The following is a 25,674-nucleotide window of genomic DNA, read 5'->3' as shown; positions in this document are numbered from 1 at the left end:
TCCCAGATTTGCCCAATTAATTGAGTGGGTTTTTAAACCTTTACAATTAATGGAAAAATTCGCGGCGGTACTTTAGCGCCTTCCGGGGGTAAGTGGTTGATGGTGAAACGGAAAAGGGATGTGAAAGTTAAGGTGGGGGTTTGAGTTGTGTAAAAAAAAGCCCTCAGATTGCCCTCAGACTATAAGTCTGGGGCTACAAAAGCAAAGCCTGCCTCCGCAGGCTGAAATTATTTCGTTGTTTCTCGTTCCTTGTCTCCGGCAAGGAATGCAGATGCTGAAGGCTCTGCCTTGTGGCTGGATGTAACAACAAAATCTTTAATTTTGACAAATTGTTTATACCAGTAAAAAAATATTAGTATAATTACTGACTAGTATTTCAATTCATTAAATGGAACCTATAACAGTAATGATTGCTGGTAAAATATTAGAATTTGGGACAGAGAAAGTTTGTGAAAAAGTTCTTTCTGGTATTGGTAGCAAATTAAATCATAGTGATTTAGAAAAAGCTCTTAAAATCTCGGTAAAAACAGCTTGCGAACAGGAAGAGAGGTTATTCTATCGCTGTCAAACTGACGGATTTAAAGGAACTGGAAGATTTTTAAATAAGTTTTTTACAGAAAAAGCAATTGAAGAATTACAAAAACCTTTAAAAAACGAAGGCAATATTAATATAGATTTTTTAACTGAAGCTTTTATTCAAGAAGCTCAAAATCATACCGAGATGCAGAAGATTAACGAATCTTGTACCAAGTCTTGGATGAAAGTTTTTGTCAGCACTTATTTTGAAAATACAAATACATATATAAAATTTAAAGTAGCAAAACAAGACTATTTAGAACAGTTAGAAAACTGGTTTGATGATGTAAAGTTTGCTGGTATCTTAGTAACCGGACAAGAAGTTGATAAATCCGAGAAGCTGGCACAGATTTTTGTGATGCCGGATGTAGAGGAAGATATTAAAAGACAAGATTCTGGAATTATAAATCAAGCTGAGTGGAAGGATGTAGTTTCTGATATCTCGCTTGGTAAACGCCAGCAAGAGTTATTTTTAGAACAGCGTCAACGCGCTTTAATTAATCGTTCTGGTAATCAATTTATCGCTTCAAAGCTTTTAACTCAAAGCGACTCTAACAAATTCGTTTTATTGGGTGCGCCTGGTTCCGGTAAAACCACGTTATTAAGCTATTTTGCTGTAATCCTAGCTCAAAATCAAGTTAAAAAATTAGGTTTAAATCCAAATGTAGATTACCTACCAATAATAATTAGAATGCGAGATTTATCGAGACTGGGTGAAATTAGCATTCTTGATTATGCAAAGCAATTTGCTGAACAAACAATGTCCGTAAAAAGCTTACCTGAAGGTTTTTTTGAGTATTGGTTGGAAGATGGAAGGGCATTAATTTTACTTGATGGATTGGATGAAGTTGCGGAAGAAAGCAAGCGTTATAAAGTAGTACAAAGAATTGAAAACTTCCTCGGACAATTTCAGCACAATATCGCTATTATTACATCACGTCCGGCTGCTTACAAGCGCGATTTTTTTCGTACCGAAGAATTTGCTCACTACGAACTATTAGCGTTTGACGATGAAAAAGTAGAAGAATTTGTTAACCGCTGGTACGATAGCCGTTTTCAAGATAAAGCCGAAGCAGAAAGACGTAAGGAAAGTCTACGAAAAGCGCTAAATAATAATCAACGCATCAAACTGTTAGCGCGAAATCCTTTATTGTTAACCATCATTGCTTTAATTCATCGCTATCAAGCTGTATTACCCAAGGAGAGACATAAACTTTATGACAAAGCAGTAGAAACCTTACTAACTTCCTGGGATGCAAATAAAGAACTTACTACTCATGAGAAGTTGAAATATCTGGAATTAGATGATTTACGACGGTTGATGGAAATTCTTGCTTACTGGATTCATACCCAAGGAAATACGGGAGATAAAGAAGGTGGAACCTTAATAGACTGCGATGAGTTACTTGATAAACTAAAACAGGAAATTAAATTAATGAAAGGAATTGTACTTTATAAAGCTGAAGAAGAAGCGAAACGTTTTATAGATTTAATTCAAGAGCGTACAGGTTTACTCAACGAGCAAGGGCATAACTGTTACGCTTTTGTTCATAAAACCTTTCAGGAATATCTTTGTGCCGAGCAGATTAACTATCAAGCAGATAATGAAGGGGAATTTGAGATAATTTTAGACCATATTTGCGAACATCTTCACGAGCAGCACTGGCGAGAAGTGTTGTTATTATTGGTATCTCAGCAGAAACCGAAGAAAGCAGCAAAAGCTATTAGGAAGATTTTGAATCATGGCAGCAAGTACGAACAATGGTTACATCGGGATTTATTTTTTGCTGCTGATTGTTTAGCTGAAGATGTTAAGGGATTAAGTATAGCTGATGAGAAGTTAGGGGAAGATATTTTGCGGGGTTTGGTTGATTTAGAGGCGAGTGAAGAAGGAAAAATTGGCAGGAAAATTAGAACCCAATTATCTGAGATATTTTGTTGTTTTAATGAAACTGCTTTTGAAAAACAAGCCTTAGAGTTATTAAAAACTGAAGCTAATCAAATCAATAAGGTTAGGTTACAATATTATCGCGCACAATTGGGAGAAAGAGAGGAAGCAATTACTATTCTTATAGAACTTCTTGATGATGATGATGACTTTGTGCGTTTGAGTGCTGTTAGAGCTTTAGGTAAGTTAGGCAAGGATTCCGATAGGGTTGTTAATGCCCTTGTCAAACTCCTTAATGATAGATGGATTGTAAGTAGCAGTGCTGCTCAAGCTTTAGGTAGGTTGGGTAAGGATTCCGATAGGGTTATTAACGCCCTTGTCAAACTCCTTGATGATGATGATAGCTATGTGCGTAGTAATGCTGCTGAAGCTTTAGGTAAGTTGGATAAGGATTCCGATAGGGTTGTTAACACCCTTATTAAACTTCTTGATGATGATGATGACTTTGTGCGTAGTAACGCTGCTGAAGCTTTAGTTAAATTGGGTAAGGATTCCGATAAGGTTGTTAACGCACTAGTTAAACTCCTTGATGACGATCATAGCAATGTGCGTTTGAGTGCTGTTCAAGCTTTAGGTGAGTTGGGCAAGAATTCCGACAAGGTTGTTAACGCCCTTATCAAACTCCTTGATGATGATAGCGATATGCGTAGTAATGCTGCTCAAGCTTTAGGTAAGTTGGATAAGGATTCCGATAGGGTTATTAACGCCCTTGTCAAACTCCTTGATGATGATAGCTATGTATGTATTATTGCTGCTCAAGCTTTAGTTGAGTTGGGCAAAGATTCTGATACGGTTGTTAACGCCCTTGTCAAACTCCTTGATGATGATGATAGCTATGTACGTAGTAGTGCTACTAGAGCTTTAGGTAAGTTGGGTAAGGATTCCGATAGGGTTATTAACGCCCTTATCAAACTCCTTGATGATGATGATAGCTATGTACGTAGTAATGCTGCTCAAGCTTTAGGTAAGTTGGATAAGAATTCAGATACGGTTGTTAACGCCCTTGTCAAACTCTTTGATGATGATGATAGCTATGTACGTAGTGATGCTGCTCAAGCTTTAGTTAAATTAGGTAGGGATTCTGATAGGATTGTTAACACCCTTGTCAAACTCCTTGATGATGATAGCGATGTGCGTAGTAGTGCTGCTCAAGCTTTAGTTGAATTGGGTAAGAAATCTAATAAAGTTACACCTTTAATTGAAGAATGGTTGATACAGAATCAAGATACTGAAAATATTGGTAATGCTATTGATGTGCTGTGGGACATGGTATCAGTGTATAATTTCTTACCTTTGTTGGACTATTTACGATAACCTAAACGACTGGGAGACGTAGCACTGCTACGTCTCTACATCAAATATGCATCTATAACCAGCCCACGAAGGTGGGCTTTGCCTGTGTAGCTGCGATTTATAATCGCCAGGTAAAATTCAAATTATTCACAAATTACAAATTAATTTTCACCCCCCGAATCGCACAATCCAACAACTCCATCGGATGCATAACTTTCATTTCCTTACCCTGCTTCTCCAAATGCTTGCTAATCTGCAAGCTACATCCAGGATTTGGCGAAGCAATCAACTCCGCACCCGTATTTACCAAATTCCTGGCTTTTTGCTCTCCCAATTCCTCAGCAACTTCGGGTTGCAGCATATTGTAAACTCCAGCACTACCGCAACATAAAGCTGCATCCAAAGGTTCGCGCAATTTAATGTTGGGAATCTGCTTTAATAATTGACGGGGTTGAACGCTGATTTTTTGTCCGTGCAATAAATGACACGCATCTTGATAAACCATTGTCAGCGGTTCTTCTGTCAAAGGCGATAATTTGGCTGTTAAACCCACCATTGCTAAAAATTCTTGTGAATCTTTAACTTTATTGGCAAATTCTTTGGCTTTTTCCTTATATTCGGGGTCATTTTCTAAAATATGACCGTATTCTTTCAAAGTATGACCGCAACCCGCTGCATTGATAATTACATAATCTACATCCATATCTGCGAAACTATCAATCATCTGTCTTGCCAAAGCTTGCGCTTGTGAGGCTTGCCCCTGATGTTCCGGAAGTGCGGCACAGCAGCCTTGAGATTTAGGGATTACCACCTCGCAACCATTCGCGGTTAAAACTCGCACGGTAGCTTCATTTACGGGTGAGAAAAATAACCGCTGTACGCATCCTAATATTACTCCGACGCGGTAACGTTTTTCACCCTGCGCCGGAATTACGGTAGGATAATTATCTCGAAAGGATTTCCCAGTAACTTCTGGAAGAATCGATTCCATCGCTGCTAAACGAGGAGATATCTTTTCGAGTAAACCAGTAGCACGAATTAACTTTGGTAATCCCAACTTTTGATAAATAAATAGTGGCACTAATAGAAAACGCAATCTTTGGGGATAAGGAAACAGCGAAAAAATTAATTGTCGAAATAATTTATCCGGTAAACTGCGGGGATAATTACGAGCAACTTGGTAACGAGTGGCGCTAATTAACTTGTCGTATTCCACACCGGAAGGACAAGTAGTTACGCAAGCCAAACAGCCCAAACAACTATCAAAATGTTCGGCAGTCGCCTGATTTAAAGGAATTTCCCCTTCATTAATAGCATCCATCAAATAGATTCTTCCCCGTGGGGAATCCATTTCCTTACCGATAACCCTGTAACTCGGACAAGTAGAAAGACAAAATCCGCAATGAACGCAGCTATCAATTAACTTTGGTTCCGGCGGATGATTCTCATCAAAACCATTTATATTTTTCAAAGAAGCAATATTATTTTCGTTATTTTCTGAAAGCATGATTAATTGGTAATTGGTAATTGGTAATTGGTAATTGGTAATTGGTAATTGGGCATTGGGCATAGTTAGGAATTAAGAGTTATAAATTCTCCCCATCTCCCCATCTCCCCCTCTCCCCATCTCCCTAAATCCCTCCCACAAATCTCCCTGGGCTGAGAATATTTTCACTATCAAATTGTTTTTTAATTCCTCGCATTAATTCCAATGCATTACCGCTATAACCCCAAACATCTATTTTTTGTTTAACTTCTATTGGCGCTGATAATACAGTTAGAAAACCACTGTATTGTTGACATAATTCTCGCATTTCTAGCACCATTATTTCATCTTCAAATCGCAATATTCCCAAGCCGCTAGAGATGTTAATCGAACCTAAATCGGCTCGATCTAAAATTTCCACCGCAGCATTTGGTAATACTCCTATTTTGCAAGTAATTTCCGATCCAGATTCAGGTAAATGTATTTTTTCTGGTAATCTATGCCATAAGTTTTGTTCTTCTGTGTCGGAATATAATACGCCAGTTAATCCTAATTTTTCTCCTACTTGCAAAACTTGGTTTAATTGTTCCTTGACACTTTCGGGGATACTCTCGAAGCGAAGAATTAATCCCAATCCTTTACCGATTCCCATGCTTGATACTAGTTGAGAGGATAGTAAATCGGCTTGAGTGGGTGTTAAAGCGGAACCACGAATGGTTTCTGCGGCTTGGGATATGGCTTCTTTGCTACCCGTTAAAATTGCGGTTCCCGAAGCTGACTGCATGGGATATAGCCGAAATGTGGCTTCGGTGATGATACTTAAAGTACCGTAGGAGCCGGTAAATAATTTCATTAAGTCGTATCCAGCAACATTTTTGACTACTTTCCCTCCAGCGCGAGCGATTTGACCGTCAGCACGGACGAAGGTAACGCCTAACAGTTGGTCGCGGACGCTACCATAACGCTGCCGCAAAGAACCCGTATCGCCAGTAGCGATGATACCGCCAATGGTTGCTAAATCGGGTGTTGTTGGATTAAGTGCAAGTATTTGATTGTGTTTTGCTAAAGCTGTTTGAATATCGGCGAATTTCACTCCTGCTTCTACAGTAAGAGTTAAGTCACCTACAGCATGGTTAATAATTTTGTTGAGACGCTGCGTACTAACAACGATATCGACTTTAGTTAAACTACCCCACTTGAGTTTACTACCGCTACCACAAGGTAAAACGCGCCACTTATTGCGGTAAGCTTCTGCAATCACTTCAGCGAGTTGCTCTTGAGTTTGGGGATATACAATGCAACCGGGGAGATTTTCCGGCGATATGGCTTTTTTTATCTGCGTGTTGTCGAAATCATAAATAAGATTTTCTTCTCCAACGATAGATGCAAGACTAGAATGGTAGACGGCAAGCGTACCCTGTTCGCTAGACATCGGTTTCCCCGGTATATTTTTTGATTGGCTAATACCAATTTACTGTTTTATACAGCTAAAATGCCATAAATATTTTTTAGCTACTGCCGAGAGGTAGTTGAAAAAGCATTCAGGATCTCTCGATTTGTTCTTCATCTAAATTGTTCAGTACTTATAGCAAAATCTTAAATATGTAAGTAGTAACCACGATGCTATAGCCTTATTTATAACTTAAGCTAGCAATTGGAGAGAGTATATTTTTATCCGGGTAGCAATGTTAATCATTTTTGAAAAAAATCTTCAAAATAATTTTGAATTCAGGATTAAACGGCATTTCAGCCAATATGATTATGCCGATGCAAATAGTACTGCTTAGCCAGCATTTTAAGTTTTAAATTACTAAATTATCAATACCTACATAGCAATTTATATTATCTCACTATCTCGTCGAATCCGAGGTAAAATTTTGCTTTAGATATTCATTAAGGCATTTTTTATCAAAACATGATGCTTTAAAATATGTAAAATGCTTTGATTATAAAGCCTACTTTTATATAGTTTTTGCATACAAAATATCAGAATGTGTAATATCAAAATTATTTGCTACACCATTGATGTAGCTTTCAGAAATTCTCGCTATGCTTTTAGTCGCAGATGCTATTAAATACTTTAATCTGACAGTTTCTCCTGAAACTCTTTTGACGGAAATTATCGGTTTCATAAAACAACTTAAAGAAAAAGATATAGAAAATCAAGAATTATTTATTGTCGAAGATTCACAACTTTTAGGTAGATTTAAACTTTTAAATTTAGTTTATTTGATTACTTCTGGTAGTAACTTAGAACATCTAAAAGTGGCTGAATTAATGCAACCAGCGATTACTTTACAGCTTAATTACGATTGTCAGCAGGCATTATCTTTAATGCATGAAAATAATATCGTGTTTTTACCAGTTGTTAATAGTTCGGGAGAATTAACAGAAATAGTTACTCCAGTAATCATTGCTCAAAAATTGCAGGCAGAGCTTTCAAATACTTTAATAAAATTACAAACAGAAACACAGAAACAGAAAAATTTAGCAACCCAGATAGAATTAGAAATACAAAAATACAAAACTTTAAAAATCGAGTTCGATAATTTAAAAGACACTAATAAGCTATTGCAGCATAAAATATGCGACAGTCTGGCAACAGAAGCACAGCTATTACAGACAACCAGCGAGTTGCAAGAGTTATTTCAAGCTTTTCCTGATATGTATTTTCGCTTGAAAAGTGACGGCACTATCCTTAGCTGTCACGCAAAAGAATTTTCCGATTTATATTTACCACCTGAAAAATTTTTAGGTAAGCAATTAGAAGAAGTTGTACCACCATCAGTTGCTTGTCAATTTCAAGAAGCTATTTCCCAAGTACTAGAAACTAATTCTCCAGTTGCAATCGAATATTCTTTAGCGGTACCAGCAGGAGAAAAAGCCTTTGAAGCCAGATTAATAAGCATAATCGGACACCACATTGTCGTTATTATCCGCGATATAAGCGAACGGAAAAAAGCTGAAATAGAGTCACAAAAAGCTAAAGATGAATTAGAAATTAGAGTAGAAGAACGTACTTATGAATTAATAAACACAAACTCGCGCTTGCGACAAGAAATTATCGAAAGAGAGCGTATTGAAAAAGAACTTCGTTTTCGAGTCGATTTTGAAAAGCTAATTACTAATATATCGGCTGATTTTATTAATCTTGCTGCAAATCAAATAGATAACGGTATCAATAAAGCACTACAAACTATTGGTGAATTTGCAGGTGTCGATCGCAGTTATGTATTTTTATTAACGGAAGATTCACAAAAGTTTAATAGCACCCATGAATGGTGTGCTTCGGGAATTCCATTTCGTATCAACGAGTTAAAAGATATCTACGTTGAAGATTTGACTTTGCTTATAGAAAAGCTTCACTGTGGTGAAATTTTACAGTTACAGGATATACAGAATTTACTTTTACAAAAAATAGTTGAAAAACAAGTTTTTAAAACTCAAGATATAAAATCTCTGATTATTTTACCAATCGCTTGTAGTGGAAATTTAATCGGTTTCTTAGGTTTTGAATCTTTAAGTACTACTATGTGGACGGAAAATAGCATTTTCTTACTTAAAATAGTAGCAGAAATATTAGGAAATGTTCTAGGACGCAAGCGAGTAGAGCAAGCTTTAAGGGTAAGTGAAGAAAGATACGCACGAGCTATAAGTGCGGGAAAAGTGGGAGTTTGGGAATGGAATATTCAAACCAATGAAGTTTATATAGATTCTAATTTGAAAGCAATGCTTGGCTACAAAGATGAAGAAATAGCCAATCATTTTAGCAACTGGTTGCGATTTGTGCATTCTGAGGATGTGGGTTTAGTAAAAGCTGAAATTAATGCCTATTTAGAAGAGTTAATCCCTAAATACGAAATAGAACACCGAATGCTGCACAAAAATAGAGATGCTTATGCGTTTTTAACTCGCGGTACTGTAATTCGCGATGAAGATGGTTTACCGGCTTTTATGGCTGGCTCAAGTACCGACATTACAGTTCGCAAGCAGGTAGAAAATAAATTAAAATCTTCTTTAAAAGAGAAAGAAGTATTGCTCAAAGAAATTCATCATCGCGTTAAAAATAACTTACAGATAATTTCTAGTTTGTTACGGTTACAGTCTGGATATATCAAAGATAAACAAGCATTAGAATTTTTTAAGGATAGTCAGAATCGCGTCCGAGCAATGGCTTTGATTCACGAAAATTTATATCAAACTAACAATGTAGAAAAAATAGAATTTTCTGAGTATATTCGTAAGCTAACAAATAATTTGATTAGCTGTTATAACATTACAAGTATTAAGCTAAATACTAATATAGAAAAACTAATTTTGAAAATTGATACGGCAATTACTTGTGGTTTAATTATCAACGAGCTTATTTCCAATTCAATGAAGCACGCTTTTAAAAATAGTGAGGAAGGAGAAATATATGTAGAATTTATAACTTCGCAAACTGGTAAATACTCATTATCAGTTAGCGATAATGGTGTGGGAGTACGAGAAAATATTGATTCATTAAAAAAACAATCCCTCGGTTTAGAACTAGTCTGGAATTTAGTCGAGCAATTAGAGGGGACAATAGTATATAGTTCCAAAATTGGTACTTCATTTAGAATTACATTTACCGATAACAGTAATACATAATATAAAAATGAAAGACAAAATATTAGTTGTAGAAGACGAAAGAATTATTGCTTGCGACATAAAATATTGTTTGGAAACTTCGGGTTATATCGTCCCCGCTGTTATCGCTTATGGGGAAAAAGCAATTACCCAAGTCGAAGAATTGCAACCAGATTTAGTTTTAATGGATATGATGCTTAAAGGTGAGATGAATGGAATCGAAGCTGCCGAAATAATTATGAATACTTTTAATATTCCGGTAATTTTTCTCACCGCTCATTCCGATGAAAGTACTATAAAAAAAGCCCAGCTAACCCAACCTTTTGGTTACGTACTCAAACCTTTTGAAGAAACTCAGTTAATTACTACCATTGAGATAGCTTTGAGCAAGCATCAAAAAGAAACTGTGATGCGAGATGAATTGCAAAAAGAGAAAGAGATGAGAGAATTAAAATCTCGTTTCGTTTCAATGGTAAGTCATGAATTTCGCAATCCATTAAGTACAATTTTAAATTCGACTGAATTACTCGCAAATCACAGCCAGGAAATAACGGATAATAAAAAAGACGAATATTTATATCATATACAAAACGCTGTTAAAAATCTCAATCAATTATTGAGTGATGTATTGTTAGTTGGTAAAGCAGAAGTTCATAAAACTCAATTTAATCCCGCACCTTTAGAATTAGAAAAATTTTGTCAGGATTTAGTAGCAGAAATCAAGCTGATAGCAACAGAAAAACATCAAATTATTTTCAAAATTCAAGGATGCTGCATTCAACAGGAAGAAAATAGCGCACCTGCGGATATTAGTTTACCTCGTTTAGACGAAAAGCTACTCCGACACATTTTTACTAACTTGCTATCTAATGCAATTAAATATTCACCCCAAGGTGGAGAAATACGGTTTGATTTATTCTGCTTACAAGGAGAAGCTATTTTCCGCATTCAAGATAAAGGTATCGGTATTCCCGATATAGAACAAGATAATTTATTTGCTTCTTTTCAAAGAGCTAGCAATGTCGGGCAAATACCAGGGCATGGTTTAGGATTATCAATTGTCAAACAATATGTAGAATTGCATCAAGGAGAAATTAGTTTAATTAGTAAAGAAGGTGTGGGAACTACTTTTATTGTGACGATACCGTTGGAGTGATGGGGAAGAAGGGGTAGAGGGGGAGACAAGGGGAAAAGGAGAGATGGGATAAATATTACTATTAACTCCTAACTCCTAACTCTTAACTATTCCCCATGCCCTATTCCCAATTCCCTAAACTTTAACAGCTTTTTTATCATTAACTGGCGGATAATAATCTATCTTGCTATTAACTTCAACGGGTGCTGGTAAGTCTGTTGTTGTAATTAATCTTGCTCCACGATTGCGGGTGAAATAGTTCCAAATCCACTGAATCATCACTACAAGTTTATTATCAAATTCAACTAAATAATGAATGTGAATTAATGACCAAAATAGCCAAGCTATGAAACCTGTAAGTTTCATAAAGCCTAAATCTACAACAGCAGAATGTTGTCCGATTACCGCTAAACTACCATAATCAACGTAGTTAAATGCCGGTAAAGAATTGCCTTTTATCTGTTGTTTAATAGACTTTGCTACATACTGCGCTTCCTGCATTGCAACTGGTGCAACACCGGGTAATGGTTTGCCCGTTTGGTGAGCGAAATGTGCTAAATCGCCAATTACACGTATATTTGGATATCCCTTTAAACTTAAATCTGGTTCGACGATTACTCTTCCGGCTCGATCGCATTCTGCACCAGTTTTTTCTGCTATTGTTTTACCCAAAGGTGAAGCTTTTACACCTGCTGCCCATAATACCGTGTTGGCTCCAAACTTATTGATTTCGTCACCTTGCTTAACGGTAACTATATCTCCTTCGATATCCGTTACCAAAGTTTTTGTGACTACAGTAACACCCAAATCTTCCAAAGATTTTTGAGCTTTTGCAGATAATTCTGGTGCAAAAGGTGGTAAAATTCGATCCATACCTTCCAAAAGCAATACCTGCGTTTCGTGAGTATCGATGTTGCGAAAATCTTCCTTGAGAATACCGTAAGCTAACTCGGCGATCGCACCAGCTAATTCTACACCAGTCGGGCCACCACCAACCACCACAAAGGTCAACAAAGCACGACGTTTTTCTTCATCTTTTTCTTGCTCTGCTGCCTCAAATGCCATAAATATACGGCGACGCATTTCAATCGCATCTTCTACAGTTTTTAAACCAGGTGCGAATTGTTCCCACTCATCCTTCCCAAAATACGAATGCTTGGCACCTGTAGCAATAATTAAGCTGTCATAAGGGATTTCTTCACCCCTCATCACCACATTTTGCTGCTCTGGATCGATGTCGCTAACTTCCCCTAACAGCACTTTGGTATTTTTGCTTTTTTTAAGCACCGATCGCAATGGTGATGAAATATCAGCGGGTGATAAAGTACCAGTAGCTACCTGATACAGAAGCGGTTGAAACAAGTGGAAATTTCTTTTATCTATTAAAGTTACGTTTATATCTTTGCTATTTAGTGCTTTTGCTGTATACAATCCTCCAAAACCCCCACCAACGATAACTACGTGATGTGGTGGTTTAGTCCCAGTTTTATTATCCATAATATGAAGGTTACTCCCGTTAACAGTCCTGTCACCATTCTTAACAAATTTTTACCATTTTTAACAGAGCCTTCGGTTTGGTATTTACATCTTATTTTTATTAAAGGTCTTTAATAATACATATCTGGAGCGGTTTATAGTAATTTTAAAGTTTTATTCATAAATATTTTACTCGCAAAGTACCTATCAATATTAGTATCGTGAGGATTTTCTAATATTTATAGAAGATTTGTTTTAAACAATTTTCTATGTAAATATGCTTATTATTGTGGATGGATAAAAGACAATTTATGTCAAGCTATCCGGATAATTAAATCGTCTTTTTAGGTTGGATGTGCAAGATTTGAGTTAAAAAGCACTTCTTACAATGCCCAGTCGTCTTAAGACGACTTTGTTTATAAGCCTGGGAATTTATTCCAAGGCGGTGTTGAATTAGAGGTGCATTCCGGGGAATTCAAATAAAAAATAGATGCTCCCACTACAACTGGTAACTGGTAACTGCTAACTGAATTACTCCCCAACTTCCATTCGTCAACCAGTCAGTCAGAATCGGATGGGAGCAACTTGATTGATTATCGATGATGGAATACCTGCTGCTACTTCAGATTTCAAAGTACGCAGCGCTAACATTGGTACGGGTAAATAACAAACTATATCTGTAAAATTACTGCTGAAATTCCAATGTCGATCGCCTCACAACCGTCGATAATTTGCAGTTCATTTTAATTTACCGGAATGGATCTTTCTCAACAATCGCCTTGGAATAAATTCCCAGGCTCAAATATAAAGTCTGATAAATCAGACTGGGCAAGGTATAGAGTGCGTTTTAACGTACTTTGTATATTAGCCGATGATTTTGATTTCTCTGCGAGAAAGCCTCCGGCTTACAAGGCGGATATTTGTGCCTAGCGATAATGGAGCAAGATGTGAATTTTAAATAATTTTAGGACTTAATAGCGCCCCCCTTTTTTTAAGGGGGGTTAGGGGGATCTAAAATGTGTGGAACACGATACTTCCGTTATTGCTGCGTAAGTCCTCAATTTGTATAATCGTGGGGGAATTTATGTCAAGACGGTTGTTAAGTATGCTGCAAGAAGTCGGCTTTATCAACTTTTTCATGAAACCTGAGCATAAAAGCGATCAAATAACCTTTAAAATAAGTGGATGAATAAACGAATTAACAAATAAATGGACAAAGAAGTAATTATTTTTATTCTCAGCGTATCTCTATTAATTATCTATCTCATATTCTCAGCGCTAACAGAAATGGGAACTAAATTACCCTGGAAAAAATAATAACTGATAACTGATAACTGCTAACTGCTCACTGCTCACTGATTCCTAGATCCACGAATTACAAGACGCTCATCTTGAATATTTATACTTTCAAGTTTAATTGGCAGCTTTTTAAGTTCTTGGGAAAGAAGTTGATTAATACTATCTTGGGGGATACCTATATTTTGCGAAACTTCAGCAATCGGAAAGCTAACATAACCTAGAGAAACGCGAGTAGCGTCATCAAAGCTAAATTTCTGGTTGCGAATGCTGGGTTTTCCTTCAATTCCAATATAAACTTGTTTCTGTTTGCCCGGTAAACGTTGTAATAATTGAATAATTTTGGTTTCTTTTCGTGCAGATAATTCTTGTACGGGAATAGATGCAGTTTCAACAACGGCACCTACAGATATTTTACCGTTTTCAATTTTAGTATTTGTACCTTTAATAGCAGTCGCTAATTGTTTAGTATTTCCTCTTTTTCCAATCGAAGAAGTAATCAAGGAATTGACTTCTTCTGCATCAAGTTCTACTTCTCCTATAGTTGTGGCTGTCAAATTATCTGAAACTTTACGCAATACATCTTCAGGATTTATTGATTTCTTAACTTGCTTAGTGGAAGAAATTACATTTTCCTTTGATGAGGATTGAACATACCAGGAAGGTAACTGCATCGCTTGTTGCCAAACGAAAAATGTAGCAATACCAATACCACTTAACATCAAGCTAAATATCAGTAAAAGTCGTTTGTAGATCATGAGGGAACAGGGAGTAGGGAATTGGGCATTGGGAATTGGTAATTGGTAATTGCGAAAATATTTAACATTAGTAAATAATGCCTAATTCTTATTACTTCAATATCAAGAGCATTTCCTTAAGATTACAATATTCTTTACTTTATTTTATTTTAGGTATATGTTTTGATTTATAAAATGATTATTCAGGATAGGTAATAAGCAATTGGCTTACAATGCCCAATGCCCAATGCCCAATGCCCAATTCCCCGTTCCCCTTTAACTAAAATACAATAAAAAACCCCAGTCGGGGGACTAGGGCTTAATTTATCGAGTAGATTAATTGTTTCAATCATTATCTGGGGAACTGGCTTCTAACGATTGTAAAGAATTTTCAAATGCCATACGCTGTTCGGCATTACGCAATAGATAACCATTAAGCATCGCAGAAGCTAAAAGTTTTCCTAAGTTTTCACGATTAGTACTAATCATTACGTTAAAATCATCAGAAGGCAAACCACCTAACATAGCTACGATGGTACGTTCAATTGCTTCTGAAACTTCGGAAGAACCAGGTCGAGAAAGTTGAGAAATCGTTTCAGGACTCATTGTTTTAATGTAATACAACAAGGAATTACCACCTGTTGTTTGATTATCAAAAAATTCTGGATTGCGCTGGTCTATATTATTCACGGTATTTTATTTGTGAGGTTTGTTTCAACTTACATAAACAAATGTAACAGTTATTTAATCCAGAGGCAGTCAGTTAAACCGTACCTAAATGTGGGGGTTTCTTCTACTCGCGTGGGAAAGGGATGGGGAGATGGGGGGACAAGGAGATGGGGAGAATTCCTAACTCCTAACTCCTAAAAGACGTAGCAGTGCTACGTCTCTATCCTAACTCTTAACTCCTAACCTTTGACCTTTAACCTCTAACCTTTAAACTTTTTTAATTTTCTTCTTCAATACTTCCAAAAGTCTGTCTACATTTTCTTTGCGGCTGTTGTAACCCATTAATCCGATGCGCCAAACTTTGCCACCTAATTCGCCAAGCCCACCTCCAACTTCAAGGTTGTCTTCTAGTAGCATTTCTCTTGCAACTGTTTTACCATCAATGCCTTCGGGAATACGAACAGTTGTCAGGGTTGGTAGTCTGTACTGTTTCTCAACGTGCAAAGTCATTCCTAAATCTTCTAAACCTTGCCATAAATATTCTGCATTTTTTTGATGCCTTTCCCAACTATTTTCTACCCCTTCTTCTGCAATTAAACGTAGGGATTCCCGCAAAGCATAATATAAATTGATCGGGGCTGTATGATGATATGTGCGTTCTTTACCCCAATATTTGCTTAACAGGTTCATGTCCAAGTACCAGTTTGCAACCTTGGTTTGACGCTTTTGCAATTTTTCTACTGCACGGGGACTCATGGTAAACGGTGAAGCTCCGGGAGGACAACCCAAGCCTTTTTGACTACAGCTATAAGCTAAATCGACTCCCCATTCATCTAAATACAAAGGTACACCACCCATGCTTGTGACTGAATCCACCAGCAGCAAACTACCATGTTCGCGACATAGTTCGCTGACTCCTTCTAACGGTTGACGTGCCCCGGTAGAAGTTTCTGCATGAACCAACGCTACTATTGTGGGACGATGAGTTGCGATCGCGCTTTGCAATTCATCTAACGAAAATACCTGTCCCCAAGGTTTGGTAATGGTTCGCACGTCTGCACCGTAACGTCCTGCCATATCAACTAAACGGTTTCCGAAGTATCCGACGACACCAACTAATACTACATCACCGGGTTCTACAGAATTGGCAATTGTGGCTTCCATTGCCGCGCTTCCCGTACCGCTAACTGCTATTGTGAGTTGGTTTTCCGTTTGCCATACATAGCGTAACAGCGATTGAATCTCATCCATAAGCGTTAAAAAAGCCGGATCGAGATGCCCGACGGGAGGAGTATTCATCGCTTTGAGTATGTCGGGATGAATGTTTGAAGGGCCGGGACCGAGAAGCAAACGCTTAGGTATATTTAAGGGTGATAGCTGTAGCTTATTCGCGTTTTTTGTAGAAAGTGTTTGCGTCATGATGGTAGATGCTACTGGTTTAAGAAGTGCGGGATTATAGGTATATATTTTAAACTTAATCGCCCGCACTCTAAAAGAATGGGGCTAAAATTGCAATATGCTAGTTACGTAAATTCTAAAAATGAATAGGTTTAACTAGTAGAATTTTGCTCAAAAAGATGTTGGGTTACGGCGCGACATTCATTTCTAATTACAAACAATTATTCCGGAGTGCGCCTAACCCAACCTACAAACTAAATTAGATACTTTTTATATTATGTCGTAGCTTATAAATTAGGATTCCACACGTTAAGATCCCCCCAACCCCCCTTTTTTAAGGGGGGCTTTTTGTGAAACTCTTTTTAGCCCACGCAGGTGGGCTTCGTAATTGTAGCCCCACCCTTCGAGGGTGAGGGCTAATATGGCATAACGAAAAACGTTTAATTACAAACCAACACCCGTCAATTTATTCTGCGATTCTGCAACAACTTGATAAAGCTTCAACTCAAATTTTTCCATACAAGCTGACCAATCAAATTCTAAAATTGAAGGGCGAGCATTTGCACTCATTTGCTGTTTTAATTCAGGGTTTTCGAGAATTTGAATGATTTTATCGGCAAAATCTTCTGGATTATTTGGTTCTGCTAAAAAGCCGTTGCTACCTGGTGTAACTTGTTCTGCTGTGGAAGGTGCAACCGCAGCAACTACGGGAGTACCAGAAGCTAAAGCTTCGTTGTTTGTGGTGCAGAAGTTTTCGGTGATGGAAGGATTAACAAATACCTCTGCACGAGCAAACCATCCTAAAAGTTCTTCTCCATGAGATTCACCCCAAACTGTTACACCAGAACCAAATTCTTGAGCGCGTTGTTTAATTTGTTCTTCTATGGGGCCGCTACCAATAATTACTAAGTGAACGTCTTTAATTTTCTTAGCAACTATCGGATATATATCTAATAATTGATTGACATTTTTTTCGGCTGTAATGCGTCCTACGAATAATAAAGTTGGTCTATTGTCGTTAGGAATAGGATTATAATTAATGTTTTCGGGGTTGAATTTATCGCAATTAACTCCTTGGTAGGGAAAATATTCGCTGTGCTGACATTTCATTTCTAAATATTTAGCGAGTTGTTCTTTTGAAGAAAATAGACTGAGGCTGTAAGACTCGCTAAATTGTTTAATTAAGTTGGGAATAATAGGACGAATCAAATTGAATAATTGATTGCCTAAATAATATTGGATATAGGCAACGATATCGGTATGAAATAAAGAGATTGTTGGAGTGCCGGTCTTTTTAGCATATTCAACTGCAACAGGACGACCATAACCTTGTAAAAAAAGCGAATACAGCCCCCTCATTTGCGCTGCTTCTTCTACTAATACAACATCGGGATTAAAATTTTCTAATAATTTAGTATCGTTCCAATGTCGATAGCTTAATGGTTGAGGAAGAGATTTATAAAATATTAATGGCTGTGTCGGAAATGCAAATGAACTAAAATTTGGAAACTGCTGTAGTTCATCTAATCCAGCCATCGGACGTTTACCAACATTAGGAGGATACCGATTGTTAATTTGGGGATGAATCAGAAATACTTCATGCCCTTGCTGCAAAAACCATTTTACTCGCTGATGTACTGCAACAGAAACTCCTGTCAAAAATGGGGCATATAATCCAGTGGCGATCGCAACACGAAGAGGTTGTTTTAACATGATTAAATATATAGGAATCCGTTTTGATTTCTGAATGTAGAGATTAGGAAATAGGGAACGGGGAACAGGGAATGGGGAACAGAAAATTTACTAAGACTTCTTCAAATTCTGCTCCCGTAATCCTATAGTTAGTTACAGAATGATTTTTTAAGTAGGGAATTTTGGATTTTAGATAAGTATAAGTAAATAAGTCTCAAATCTTTACCTCTACTGCCTACTCCCCATTCCCTACTCCCTTATCACCATTTCCCTAAAGAGAAACTTGATTATCGACTGGTTGGTTATCTGATTGATAGGGATGATATTTGGTTAACTGAATATTAAAGGGACTTTTGATCCGGTAGACTATCTTACGCCAATAGACTTTTGATATCCACATTGATGACATTAAAGCGTATCCATAGAACCAATGCGTTAAAGGAATTTCTATCAGCTTTTTGATTAATGTTCCAAATGAGATGTTTGGCATCAACCATCGATAGCTTATTACTTTTCTGACTTCTATTTCTAAAACAGTTGTTATCAAAACTAAACAGAATATGTATAGGCTATAGCAAGTAAATAGAATTAGCGAAACATCCCATTTAGCTAATAATATATTCACCAAAAATAGCACAAATATCAAATTTGGTAACAGTGTGGAAAACACCGCTTCCATAACTACCATCCACCATTGAGAATGATATAGTCGAGAAATTAATAATTGGCGTTTCATCCAATTCATTAAGTTTCCTAAAGTACATTCTTCGCGATTAAGTATTAACAAAGAAGGCACAAATTTTACTTTTAAATCGTGTTTGGCGAGGATGCCTTTAAGCATCGTATCTTCGCTTAAACCCCTTGCCCATCTTTCAAGCATTCCGGTTTCGTGAATCACTTGTGTTTTAATCGCTAAAGTTCCTCCCCAACAGATACCGTACAAATACATTTGTATCACTGCCGAGATATTCCATATATATCTGATTAAAGTTCCCCAGTAAGTGCCTTGTGATAGATACCAGCGGTTGCCTGTAGTTGCTCCTACTTTTGGATGCATTAGAGGTGTAACTAATTCGCGCAACCAAGTAGGATGAACTACAGCATCTGCATCTACTAAAGCAACTACCTTGTAAGAACTATCTAATTCAGAGACAGCTTGTATTAAGGAACTACATTTCAAACTACAGACGGTACTAGCTATCTTTAAAGGACTGATTTGAACGTTGGTAGCATTACACTCAGCAACAGTATCGCGAGCTACTTGCCATGCTGGATCTTCCTGACTATCAACAATAATTTTTAAATCGTATTGAGGGTAGTCTTGCTCTAATAAAGCTTTTAAACAGTTGGAGAGAAAAGGATCTGCCCCTCGCAAGCATAGAATAACTGCTGTCTTAGGAAGTTGGTTGTCAGAGAGTAACTCGATGCTATTTGAACGCAGATAATAAACAAAGATAAGCGTTAAAGTTATCTGAATTACCAGCCAACCTAGCAAAGTTTGCAGCAGTGCGATCGCCCAAAATTTCATTTATACAAACCTTTACACAATTGAGAAAAGCTAACAAGATTTTGCATTTTAGATTTCATATTTTAGATTTAATTCAGTAGATGGCTATTAAAGATTTATAACTTCGATTCCCATTTGTTTGAAAAACACGTTAAACGCTTTTTAGAAAAGCGGAGTTAAGTTTTTCAAATTTTTAGAGACAATGTACAAAAAATCCAAAATCCAAAATCCAAAATCTAAAATTCAATCATCTCGTGGTGAGACTTTTTGCAGATTTAGTTGTGAATCATCGATCCCAATTTTGTTTAAATCGAAATTCTGCAATAAGTGATTGTCTCTTATATAGGCTGGAGGTAAAAACTTATAAAATGAGAGCGTTTTAATCTCCGAGACATTTTTTGAAGAAGGTAAACTATGGGATTTATCCAGCTTAAAAATGGAATTTTGGTTTATACTGTCAAAAGATTGGTTTTCAAATTGACGATGGACAATAATAATTTCGTTGCTAGAGTAAGGTTTTCGTCGCGCAAAACGGTGTATTGTCACAGAAAGTCCCGTGAATAATGGAACATATAGTCCCATAAAAATCGCCATACCTAAAGCTTGTTTATCCATAATTTAGGTTTAAGGATCGAGAGAATATTTCATATCAATCTCAATAGTTTGATTTTGTATTAATGAAAAACTTGCTTTTTCAAACTTCGGAGTTCCTGTTTTTATCGATACGGTAGGATTATTAGAAATACCAAACCCTTCTTCAGGGATACCAAAAAAATCTCTATCAAGTTTGTTATTACCATTTTGGTCATCAACAACCGCAATAGCATAAGTACCTTTTTTTAAACCTGCAAATTCTTGTTTGAGTGAATTACCAGTAATTTTCATGCATTGGCTTTTCAGTTCGCTGCTATTACCAAGAGGAAATCCGCTTTCGCTTTCATAGATTCTCAGACAAACCTGACCTTTTTGGTTTTTTATACCTTTTATCGCAATAGTCAAATTCGCCGAATCTTCTACAGCATTAGCTTTAATAACTAATCCAATACTTGCTAAAGTCGATAACAAGCAACACAAAAAATATTTTTTCATTATTTTAGTTGATAGTTGATAGTTGTTAGGAGTTAGGAGTTAGGAGTTAAGAGTTAAGAATCAAGAGTTAGAAATTCTCCCCATCTCCCCCACTCCCCACTCATCACTCTTAATTATGAGCGCGATTCTTTAATGCGACTCATTCCTTCATCTAAAGAAATAGCTGGCTTGTAATTCAAGATTCTACGTGCTTTATCAATAGAAAAAGCATAAGGGCGGCTCATAAAATCTACAGCTTCGGGATAAATATCTGGCTGTTTGCGTAAAAGTTTTTGCCCTTGACAGCGCAATTTTAAAAATATTCGGATTTCTTCTTTTCCTAAAGATGAAGGTGCCGAACATCCTGCTGTTTCTGCTAAACGAGTAAAATATTCTTGGGGAGAAGTTTCTTTTCCGTCGGTAATATTAAATATTTCACCATGTTGCTCTTTTTCTATCGCTAGAAAAATGGCATCAATTAAATTATCTACATATACATGGTTAATTACCTTTCCTTCGTTTGTATAAGCAAATAACTTTTGCTCCATAAACGATATCGGGCGCACCGTCCAAGGAATAGAACCCGGTCCGTAAACATCTCCTGCACGGATGATAATAATACCAAAATCTTGCAAACTATTTAGTTGCTGTAAAGCTTTTTCTGCTTCTATTTTTGTTTGACAATAAGGATTTTTTTCTTTTACAAGTTGTTCGTTCTCTGTAACACCATTCTTGTAATCAAAACCATAAACCAAAGCAGTAGAAAGATGAACAAAAGTTTTGATACCAGCATCGCGAGCAGCTTTACCAATATTTATGGTTCCGTCAATATTTACTTGGGCAAATTCTTTAGTTGAACCTCCTTCTTTTGCCATTTCTTCAGTATGTAAAACTATATCCACATCCTGACAAGCTTTTTGAGCAATAGATGAATCGGTAACACTGCCGAGAATAACTTCAGCACCCAATTTTTGAGCTTTTTTAGCTAAATCGGGATTTTTTTCTAATCCACGGACTTTTAAGCCTTTTGCTATAGCTATTTCGGCCGCACGTAAACCAATAAATTCACCAATTCCGGTGATCAGTAAAGTTTTGTCTGTAAGGTTCATACTTTTTCACTTATATGTTTATTTGAATATTTTTAGTAATGGGTAATAGGTTAAAAAATACTAACTTCTAATTCCTAACTTCCCATGCCCCATGCCCAATTCCCAATTCCCAATTCCCAATTACCAATTACCAATTCTAAAAAATGTCTGCCGGATCTGCGGAGCGGAGTTGATTTATGGTTAATGCACCGGAAGTCATACACATTAATGCTGTTGCAATTAAAACTATTAATGCATTGTTGAAACTCATACTTATGGGTAGTTTTGTGGCTTTCATTGCGAATTCATACAGGTATTTGGAGGTAATCCAACCTGGGATATAACCTAGTACTGCTAAAATGAAAGCTTGTTTAAAAACTACTCTTAATAAATAATTATTGGCATAACCTATGGCTTTTAAAGTTGCATATGCTACTAATTGACTGGCAATGTTGCTAAATAGTATTTGATAAACGATAACTATACCAACAACAGAACCCATTGTTAGCATCAGATTTAAAATAAAACCAATTGGTGTTCTATTAGCCCAGTATTCTTTTTCAAAGTTAACAAATTCTTCGTGGGTAAATATCAAGACATCGTTGGGTAATTTTTCTCTTAATTGTTGTGTAATTTTTGCGGTATCTACTCCCGGTTTAAGAGCGATCGCTCCTACATCTATTTTGTCAGTAGGTCTAGCATTCTGAAATATTCGCAGAAATGTTGTATCGCTAACAATTAAGTTTCCATCGACCCCAAAGGAAGGACCTAAGCTAAATAATCCACCTACTCTAAGTCTTAATCCTGCTAATGAATCAAAGGGAAATATTTCGATACTTGGTTGGGATTCTCCCCGTTGAAACCGTATAGCAACATCCCCAAATTCCGGTCGAGAATCTTTATCAAATAATACTACATCGGATAATTTCAATTTATCTAGATTTTCTTTGATTCCTGGTAAGTTAATGATGGCTTTACTAGGTTCAAAGCCCATTACGTATATTGAGTATTTTTCACCATTATCGGGATTTTTAAATTTAGCAAATCCTAAATAAATAGGAGTAACCGATTCTACACCGTCAAATCCTAAAGCTTGATATAAACGAGTCCGAGAAAAGCTTTGGGTTGCGGTTAATGCTTTATATTGAGAACTAACTAAAAATAAGTCTCCTTGGAGACTGCGATGTACCTGAGTTGCACTGCTGTAAAGAGCATCTTGAAATCCAAGTTGCATAAACATCAGCATAACAATAAAAGCGATACCAGCCACAGCTATACAAGAACGAAGCTTGTTTCTAATTAGCTGTAACCATGCGATCGGGATTTTTGAAGCCATGATTATCGAGTATTAAAATTGGAATGAATCAAGTATAAATAATGAAGTATGAAGGATGAAGGTAGTAGTCTATCAACCCAAAATTGCCGGGTGAAGACAGGGAGGGGGAAGAGGGGGTAGAAAAAAATTTCTCATTATTAACCCTACATAGTTCCCTTGGTAGACTAGTAGTTTATATACCTATTATTGTCCGCAGATAAAAACCATCTCTTTCTTGTGTTGCCTGTTGCCTATTCCCTCTTCTACTACTAATCAATCGGTATAAAAAGTACGATTCAGGACCTTGTTTCATCCTTCAAATTCATTCTGAATTAAATTTGAATGGCCACATCTACCTGCAAATTTGTTAAACCCATAATTACTTTGTTGTCTTCTAGTTCGTCAATACGAATTTTTACTTCTACAATTCTTCTGTCGGTGTCTGCTCCTGGATTAATATTGAGAATTTTTTGTCTATCAACTAATAACCCAATCTCGCTAACGGTTCCTTTTAATTCCCGAGGTAATGCTGTACTGCTAATGATCGCTTTTTGCCCTAGACGCACTTTCTGAATATCTGTTTGATAAACTTCAGCGATCACATACATCTGATTTGTTTTACCTATCTCCATTATTCCTTCGGAGGAAACCATTTCCCCCGGTTTAGTATTAATTTTTAATACTGTGCCGGTAATAGGAGATTTGAGAACGGTTAATTCTTGTTCTGCTTTGGCTTGTTCTACAGCAGATGTTGCACTTTTAACTTCAGCTTGTGCCAGTTGAATATCTTGGGGACGAACTTCTCGAACGCTGTTTAATTTAGCTTTAGCTTCTCTGATTTGATCTTGCAGAGTATTAACACTACGATTGAGGGCTGCTTGAGCTTCATTAAGTTGCTGCTGCAATGTGGTAACAAGCAGACGTTTACTATCTGCTATAGAAGCCGAAACCGCTCCCTGTTGATACAGCTTTTGGTAGCGATTATATTCAGTTTGAGCATTATCTAACTCTGCTTGCAACCGTGCAACAGTAGCATTCCCCGTAGCAATTTCTCCTTCTAGTTGAGACTGTAATCTGGCAACTGCTGCTCTCGCGGCGTCGATGTCTCCTGTTTTTGCTCCAGCTTCTACTTGAGCTAACTTCGCTTGAGCAACTCTGACTTTATCTAAAGCTTGTTGTACGTTGACTGTAGCTTTCTCGTAACCGTCAAGCAATGCTACTACTTGTTCGGCTTTGACTTTACTTCCTTGATTTACAAATAGTTTCTCTACCCGCGCTCCAGTGGCTGAATTAGGAGCCGATAGTTGAATTACCTTATCTTCGGGTTCTATACGCCCCAAAGCTGTGATTGCTACCCTCGCAGGAGTTGTATTTACAGGGGTAGGAGATTCAGTTTGAACGCTAGGGCGAAATCGTATATAGCTGTAGAAACTAACGATCGCTGTAGCTAAAGCAATGGAAGTCGCTAAAATTAATCGCCACCTTGGGGGGGCTTTTTCAACAAACTCCCTTTCCTTATCTGCTGACATATTTTGATTCCAGTTGTGAAGAGCCAAGTTTTGTATTACGGTGATGATTTTATAATCGTTACTTAAGAAAGCCGATTTACTCTGCCTGAAAACCCGTTATTAATACAAAGACGGATTTTACGCAAAGACAGCAGATAATAATGTGCTGAAAAATTTTCTAATTATTTTAAGTACTCAACGCCGGTACTCAACGAACTCTTTTATTGCACCTGGTGAAGGTAGGAAGTAGGCATTAGAGAAACAATTTGATTAAAGCTCCCGCAGGTAGACTACTAGTAACCGAGTGCATAAATAATTAAAAATGTGTATGGAACATTCAATCTTACCTAACATGATGCAGGAATTTTGAATTATCCTTTACTTTTTTGCTTTTTTGCTTTTTTGCTTTAAAAAACAAACCGGGGCAAATTTAGCTACCTCGTCAACCTGTGTCTCTTGTGGAGGTTTAATCTCAAATCTCAAATAGATTGGTCTAAAATTTAACCTCTCATCTTTAATCTATAATATTTCATCGATTGCTAATATTCTGTAGTCAAAAATTAATCAATAAAGGGCGTTTCGATTTACTAATTTTTATTCTATATTATTAATAAGGTATTGTTCTAGGAAATAGCAGTAACACTCTTCACAAAAAGCAAATTTTAATTACAGCTAAATAGAAATGAAGCGCAAGCGTGAATAACTCGAAAAAACTTGTCTTTAAGTATGTCAAATAAGTTTGATATTGTCAAGCTGCTGAAGAGGCATATTTTTTCTTACATACATATGTTTCTCTCTGCAAATAATACGGTACTTAACTAATCGAATTAATGCTTAAATGCTTCACGTTTCATTTTAGATTGTAAATGCT

General features: G+C 36.8%; 16 protein-coding genes and 1 pseudogene. 3 read left to right on the top strand and 14 right to left on the bottom strand.

Annotation, left to right across the window (positions count from 1 at the left end; genetic code table 11):
• Positions 1 to 388 precede the first annotated feature (388 nt).
• A complete protein-coding gene (locus tag ACM03V_RS17105; RefSeq protein WP_414621997.1) occupies positions 389 to 3,838 on the top strand; it encodes a HEAT repeat domain-containing protein in 3,450 nt (1,149 codons plus the stop codon).
• 133 nt (positions 3,839 to 3,971) lie between these two features.
• Here the strand turns inward: ACM03V_RS17105 and ACM03V_RS17100 are convergent, their stop codons facing one another.
• The gene (locus ACM03V_RS17100) at positions 3,972 to 5,327 is read right to left on the bottom strand and encodes a (Fe-S)-binding protein (RefSeq protein ID WP_414622043.1); all 1,356 of its coding nucleotides are present in this window, start codon (positions 5,325 to 5,327) and stop codon (positions 3,972 to 3,974) included.
• Between the two features lie 121 nt (positions 5,328 to 5,448).
• Complete coding sequence (locus tag ACM03V_RS17095; protein ID WP_414621996.1) at positions 5,449 to 6,735, bottom strand: FAD-binding oxidoreductase; 1,287 nt, start codon at positions 6,733 to 6,735, stop codon at positions 5,449 to 5,451.
• 617 nt (positions 6,736 to 7,352) lie between these two features.
• On the opposite strand from ACM03V_RS17095, the gene ACM03V_RS17090 reads away from it, so the two are divergent.
• Together ACM03V_RS17090 and ACM03V_RS17085 are read left to right on the top strand one after the other, a co-directional pair.
• Positions 7,353 to 9,935 carry a histidine kinase dimerization/phosphoacceptor domain -containing protein gene (locus ACM03V_RS17090; protein ID WP_414621995.1) on the top strand — a complete coding sequence of 861 codons (2,583 nt, stop codon included), beginning with the start codon at positions 7,353 to 7,355 and terminating at the stop codon, positions 9,933 to 9,935.
• A gap of 7 nt (positions 9,936 to 9,942) precedes the next feature.
• A complete protein-coding gene (locus tag ACM03V_RS17085) occupies positions 9,943 to 11,070 on the top strand; it encodes an ATP-binding protein (protein ID WP_414621994.1) in 1,128 nt (375 codons plus the stop codon).
• A 114-nt stretch (positions 11,071 to 11,184) separates the two neighbouring features.
• On the opposite strand, the gene ACM03V_RS17080 is transcribed toward ACM03V_RS17085, so the two are convergent.
• The 12 genes and pseudogenes from ACM03V_RS17080 to ACM03V_RS17025 all read right to left on the bottom strand — a co-directional run bounded on the left by ACM03V_RS17080 (position 11,185) and on the right by ACM03V_RS17025 (position 24,824).
• Positions 11,185 to 12,546 (bottom strand): NAD(P)/FAD-dependent oxidoreductase, encoded by a 1,362-nt coding sequence (locus ACM03V_RS17080; protein WP_414621993.1) that lies wholly within the window; start codon positions 12,544 to 12,546, stop codon positions 11,185 to 11,187.
• Positions 12,547 to 13,024: 478 nt separating this feature from the next.
• A pseudogene (locus tag ACM03V_RS17075) lies at positions 13,025 to 13,260 on the bottom strand (ARMT1-like domain-containing protein); the annotation flags it as partial.
• A gap of 617 nt (positions 13,261 to 13,877) precedes the next feature.
• Positions 13,878 to 14,579, bottom strand: a complete 702-nt coding sequence (locus tag ACM03V_RS17070) for a hypothetical protein (protein WP_414621992.1) — start codon at positions 14,577 to 14,579, stop codon at positions 13,878 to 13,880.
• Between the two features lie 324 nt (positions 14,580 to 14,903).
• A complete protein-coding gene (locus tag ACM03V_RS17065; protein WP_414621991.1) occupies positions 14,904 to 15,248 on the bottom strand; it encodes a DUF760 domain-containing protein in 345 nt (114 codons plus the stop codon).
• Between the two features lie 246 nt (positions 15,249 to 15,494).
• Positions 15,495 to 16,646: an alanine--glyoxylate aminotransferase family protein gene (locus ACM03V_RS17060; RefSeq protein WP_414621990.1), complete on the bottom strand. Its 1,152-nt coding sequence runs from the start codon at positions 16,644 to 16,646 to the stop codon at positions 15,495 to 15,497.
• 423 nt (positions 16,647 to 17,069) lie between these two features.
• The gene (locus tag ACM03V_RS17055; protein WP_414621989.1) at positions 17,070 to 18,338 is read right to left on the bottom strand and encodes a glycosyltransferase family 4 protein; all 1,269 of its coding nucleotides are present in this window, start codon (positions 18,336 to 18,338) and stop codon (positions 17,070 to 17,072) included.
• A gap of 250 nt (positions 18,339 to 18,588) precedes the next feature.
• Positions 18,589 to 19,845 carry a glycosyltransferase gene (locus ACM03V_RS17050; RefSeq protein WP_414621988.1) on the bottom strand — a complete coding sequence of 419 codons (1,257 nt, stop codon included), beginning with the start codon at positions 19,843 to 19,845 and terminating at the stop codon, positions 18,589 to 18,591.
• 222 nt (positions 19,846 to 20,067) lie between these two features.
• The gene (locus ACM03V_RS17045; RefSeq protein WP_414621987.1) at positions 20,068 to 20,439 is read right to left on the bottom strand and encodes a hypothetical protein; all 372 of its coding nucleotides are present in this window, start codon (positions 20,437 to 20,439) and stop codon (positions 20,068 to 20,070) included.
• A 9-nt stretch (positions 20,440 to 20,448) separates the two neighbouring features.
• Positions 20,449 to 20,913 carry a DUF2141 domain-containing protein gene (locus tag ACM03V_RS17040; RefSeq protein WP_414621986.1) on the bottom strand — a complete coding sequence of 155 codons (465 nt, stop codon included), beginning with the start codon at positions 20,911 to 20,913 and terminating at the stop codon, positions 20,449 to 20,451.
• 113 nt (positions 20,914 to 21,026) lie between these two features.
• Positions 21,027 to 22,001: an NAD-dependent epimerase/dehydratase family protein gene (locus ACM03V_RS17035; RefSeq protein WP_414621985.1), complete on the bottom strand. Its 975-nt coding sequence runs from the start codon at positions 21,999 to 22,001 to the stop codon at positions 21,027 to 21,029.
• 136 nt (positions 22,002 to 22,137) lie between these two features.
• Positions 22,138 to 23,316, bottom strand: a complete 1,179-nt coding sequence (gene devC / locus ACM03V_RS17030; protein ID WP_414621984.1) for an ABC transporter permease DevC — start codon at positions 23,314 to 23,316, stop codon at positions 22,138 to 22,140.
• A gap of 311 nt (positions 23,317 to 23,627) precedes the next feature.
• Entirely contained in the window at positions 23,628 to 24,824 is a 1,197-nt protein-coding gene (locus ACM03V_RS17025) for an ABC exporter membrane fusion protein (protein ID WP_414621983.1), read from the bottom strand.
• Positions 24,825 to 25,674: the final 850 nt, after the last annotated feature.

Source organism: Calothrix sp. CCY 0018, from assembly GCF_963920925.1.
In the GTDB taxonomy this organism is placed as follows: Bacteria; Cyanobacteriota; Cyanobacteriia; order Cyanobacteriales; family Nostocaceae; genus Rivularia.
Note: the sequence above shows the minus strand (reverse complement) of the source record. Positions and strands in the feature narration are given on the sequence as shown.

Excerpts from the sequence above, each read along its gene's own strand:
- ACM03V_RS17055 (WP_414621989.1), bottom strand. The coding sequence starts at position 18,338 with ATGTTAAAACAACCTCTTCGTGTTGCGATCGCCACTGGATTATATGCC.
- ACM03V_RS17105 (WP_414621997.1), top strand. The coding sequence starts at position 389 with ATGGAACCTATAACAGTAATGATTGCTGGTAAAATATTAGAATTTGGG.
- ACM03V_RS17035 (WP_414621985.1), bottom strand. The coding sequence starts at position 22,001 with ATGAACCTTACAGACAAAACTTTACTGATCACCGGAATTGGTGAATTT.
- ACM03V_RS17025 (WP_414621983.1), bottom strand. The coding sequence starts at position 24,824 with ATGTCAGCAGATAAGGAAAGGGAGTTTGTTGAAAAAGCCCCCCCAAGG.
- ACM03V_RS17045 (WP_414621987.1), bottom strand. The coding sequence starts at position 20,439 with ATGGATAAACAAGCTTTAGGTATGGCGATTTTTATGGGACTATATGTT.
- ACM03V_RS17080 (WP_414621993.1), bottom strand. The coding sequence starts at position 12,546 with ATGGATAATAAAACTGGGACTAAACCACCACATCACGTAGTTATCGTT.
- ACM03V_RS17090 (WP_414621995.1), top strand. The coding sequence starts at position 7,353 with ATGCTTTTAGTCGCAGATGCTATTAAATACTTTAATCTGACAGTTTCT.
- ACM03V_RS17070 (WP_414621992.1), bottom strand. The coding sequence starts at position 14,579 with ATGATCTACAAACGACTTTTACTGATATTTAGCTTGATGTTAAGTGGT.
- ACM03V_RS17085 (WP_414621994.1), top strand. The coding sequence starts at position 9,943 with ATGAAAGACAAAATATTAGTTGTAGAAGACGAAAGAATTATTGCTTGC.
- ACM03V_RS17040 (WP_414621986.1), bottom strand. The coding sequence starts at position 20,913 with ATGAAAAAATATTTTTTGTGTTGCTTGTTATCGACTTTAGCAAGTATT.
- ACM03V_RS17060 (WP_414621990.1), bottom strand. The coding sequence starts at position 16,646 with ATGACGCAAACACTTTCTACAAAAAACGCGAATAAGCTACAGCTATCA.
- ACM03V_RS17050 (WP_414621988.1), bottom strand. The coding sequence starts at position 19,845 with ATGAAATTTTGGGCGATCGCACTGCTGCAAACTTTGCTAGGTTGGCTG.
- devC (WP_414621984.1), bottom strand. The coding sequence starts at position 23,316 with ATGGCTTCAAAAATCCCGATCGCATGGTTACAGCTAATTAGAAACAAG.
- ACM03V_RS17095 (WP_414621996.1), bottom strand. The coding sequence starts at position 6,735 with ATGTCTAGCGAACAGGGTACGCTTGCCGTCTACCATTCTAGTCTTGCA.